The organism is Acinetobacter sp. GN11 (genome assembly GCF_054823985.1).
On sequence record NZ_JRVL01000131.1, the window covers coordinates 1 to 2,956 of the forward strand.

Genomic DNA, 2,956 nt, shown 5'->3' on the forward strand with positions numbered 1-2,956 from the left:
TTTAACCAGTCAATTTTCTATTCATAAAAATAGCGGTGCAGACATTCTACTCGGTGGTTTAGTGAGTTATGACCCCAGCATTAAAGTTAGTATTTTAAATATCGATCACAAGTTAATAGAGACGTACACAGCTGAGTCACCACAAGTTACAGAGGAAATGTGCAAGCTGGGACAAACCTTATTTCAACAAGCCGATATTATTGTAAGTTGTACGGGTCTATTAAAATCTGGGGGAAGTGAAACCGCAGAAAAGCCTGTAGGTACTTTTTTTATTTGTATTTCTTATCAAGAGCGTATTTATCATTACCATTATTTTTTATCTGGCCATCCCGAACAAAAATTAAAAACATTAACTCGGAAAGTTTCAGACACCTTAATTGCTTTACTCACATCAAAAACACAAATAGGCTCGCCATAAAAAAAAAGAGAATATGTTTCCATATTCTCTTTTCGGTTTTAGCAGAAAAGCTTAGCTGAGTTTCATTTTATCGAAGACTAAGTGACCATTTTCGCCTTTAACTAAAATGGTATCACCTGCGACAAAATCACCCGACAAGATTTTTTGCGCTAATGTGTTTTCAATCTGTTGTTGAATCGCACGTTTTAATGGACGCGCACCATAAACAGGATCGAAACCAGCATCAATCAATAAATCAAAAGCAGTGTCATCTACAGTCAAACTCATATCACGATCAACAAGACGCGAACGTAAGCGATCCAATTGAATATCGGCAATGCCTCGAATCTGTGCTTTTTTGAGTGAATGGAAAATCACAAGCTCATCAATCCGGTTAATAAATTCCGGACGGAAATGCTGACTTACTGCATTCATTACAATGGTACGCACTTCATCGTCTGTTGCACCCTCACCTAGCTCACGTACATCTTGTGAACCTAAGTTCGAGGTCATCACAATCACAGTGTTTTTAAAGTCCACTACTCGACCTTGTGAGTCGGTTAAGCGACCGTCATCCAACACTTGTAGCAAGATATTGAATACATCTGGATGCGCTTTTTCAACCTCATCAAACAACACCACACTATATGGTTTACGGCGAACAGCTTCTGTTAAAACACCGCCTTCTTCATAACCCACATATCCTGGAGGAGCACCAACCAAACGGCTAACCGAATGTTTCTCCATGAATTCACTCATGTCGATACGAATCATGGCGTCATCACTGTCAAACAAGAAGTTAGCCAGCGCTTTGGTCAACTCAGTTTTACCAACACCTGTTGGTCCTAAGAACAAGAATGAACCACTTGGACGATTCGGATCAGACAAGCCTGCACGCGAACGACGAACAGCATTGGAAACAGCAACAACAGCTTCATCTTGCCCTACAACGCGGTCATGTAAAAAACCTTCCATATTGAGTAGTTTTTCACGCTCGCCTTGCAGCATCTTAGTGACCGGAATTCCTGTTGCAGCACTAACGACCTCAGCAATTTCATTTTCAGTTACTTTAGTACGAATAAGTTTTGGCTCTTCGTTCTCTTCTGCAACTTCGTCTTGCTCCAGTTGTTTTTGTAGCTCTGGAATTACGCCGTACTGTAAGCGTGCTGCCTCAGCTAAATCACCCTCACGCTGAGCTTTTTCAAAAGCAATACGCGCTTTATCAAGTTCAACTTGAGCTTGTTTAGTGCCTTCTACAAGAGTCTTCTCAGATTTCCAAATCTCTTCAAGATCGTTGTATTCTTTCTGAACTTCAGCGATCTGTCTTTCAAGATGAGTGACTTCGGCTTTACTACCTACATCTTCATCTTTTTTCACAGCTTCCAATTGCATTTTCAACTGGATTAAACGGCGATCAAGCTTATCAAGTGCTTCAGGTTTAGAGTCAATTTCCATCTTAATACGAGAAGCTGCCTCATCAATCAAGTCAATTGCTTTGTCTGGTAATTGACGATCGGTGATGTAACGATGAGACATTTTTGCCGCAGCAATAATCGCCGAGTCTAAAATCTGCACCCCATGGTGAGTGGCATATTTCTCTTTTAGACCACGTAAAATCGCAATGGTATCTTCTACACTTGGCTCATCAACCAACACTTTTTGGAAACGACGCTCTAATGCAGCATCTTTTTCAATATATTGACGATATTCATCTAAAGTTGTTGCACCCACACAGCGCAACTCACCGCGCGCCAATGCAGGTTTCAACATATTACCTGCATCCATTGCGCCATCGCCTTTACCTGCGCCTACAAGCGTATGTAGCTCATCAATAAACAGGATGATTTCGCCTTCGTGTTTTGCTAAATCTTTTAAAACAGCTTTTAAACGTTCTTCAAACTCACCACGATATTTAGCACCAGCAAGCAATGAACCTAAATCTAATGATAAAACTCGTTTGCTTTTTAAGCCTTCTGGTACTTCACCATTGACAATACGCTGAGCCAAACCTTCAACAATAGCGGTTTTACCAACCCCCGGTTCACCAATAAGCACAGGGTTGTTTTTTGTACGACGTGATAAAACCTGAATGGTACGGCGGATTTCATCATCACGCCCAATCACCGGATCAAGTTTTCCAGATAAGGCACGCTCAGTTAAATCAATCGTATATTTATTAAGTGAGTCACGTTGATCTTCGTGATTATTACTCATGACTTTATCACTACCTCGAATATGTTCAATTACTTTGCGTAGGCTGTCGGGAGTTACACCTACAGCACTTAAAATATTTTTAGTTTCGCCTGTCTCTGCTAAGCCTAATAACACCCAGTCAGTTGACAGAAATTCATCACCCGCTTTTTGCGCATATCGATCTGCCAGATTAAGCGCTTTAACAGCTTCAGGGTTTAAATTGACATCCCCAGTCGGATTCGCAATGGTCGGAGCATCTTTTATAGCTTGCTCAAGCTTTTGTTTAAGTTCAGGTAACCGTGCACCTGCTTGTTGCAACAAACTAATATTTGATGGCTCTTCTAAAAGGGTACTCAAAATATGAAT

General features: G+C 40.8%; 2 protein-coding genes. One reads left to right on the plus strand and one right to left on the minus strand.

The features are described from left to right. The coding region (locus NL42_RS12130; RefSeq protein ID WP_461312933.1) for a CinA family protein at window positions 1-418 on the plus strand (418 nt) is incomplete at its 5' end. 51 nt (window positions 419-469) lie between these two features. Here NL42_RS12130 and clpB read toward each other — a convergent pair. Continuing rightward, the coding region (clpB, locus tag NL42_RS12135; protein ID WP_461312934.1) for an ATP-dependent chaperone ClpB at window positions 470-2,956 on the minus strand (2,487 nt) is incomplete at its 5' end.